Genomic DNA, 367 nt, shown 5'->3' with positions numbered 1-367 from the left:
GTATTGGTACATAACACAATACCTTCTGCGCCCGCCCGCTGTAAGCCAAGCGCCGCCTCAGCCAGAATGTCCCCGGTTTTATCCCATTCCCCGCGACGCTGGCACTCTTCTATTTCATGAAAATCGACGCTATGTAGCAGCACTTGCGCAGAGTGAAGCCCACCAAGCCGCTGTTTAATGCCTTCATTTATCAAACGATAGTAAGGAATCGTGGATTCCCAGCTCATTCCTCCCAGCAAACCAATTGTTTTCATTCCTCTCTCCTGATGTGCGTTACCGCAACAAGGCTGAATAAGGAACGAGACAAACGCCTCAACGGCCAAGTGCCCGATCTCTATTAACGAAAAAAGGGCCGGATGTACAGCAC

The 367-nt window shown here is 50.4% G+C and carries 1 pseudogene; it reads right to left on the bottom strand.

Features of this window, described 5'->3' with window-relative positions:
* Nucleotides 1-254, bottom strand: a pseudogene (ygeA, locus tag BRSPCE3_RS35760) (amino acid racemase); the annotation flags it as partial.
* Nucleotides 255-367: the final 113 nt, after the last annotated feature.

It is taken from the genome of Bradyrhizobium sp. Ce-3 (genome assembly GCF_022835695.1).
Lineage (GTDB): Bacteria > Pseudomonadota > Alphaproteobacteria > Rhizobiales > Xanthobacteraceae > Bradyrhizobium.
Note: the sequence above shows the minus strand (reverse complement) of the source record. Positions and strands in the feature narration are given on the sequence as shown.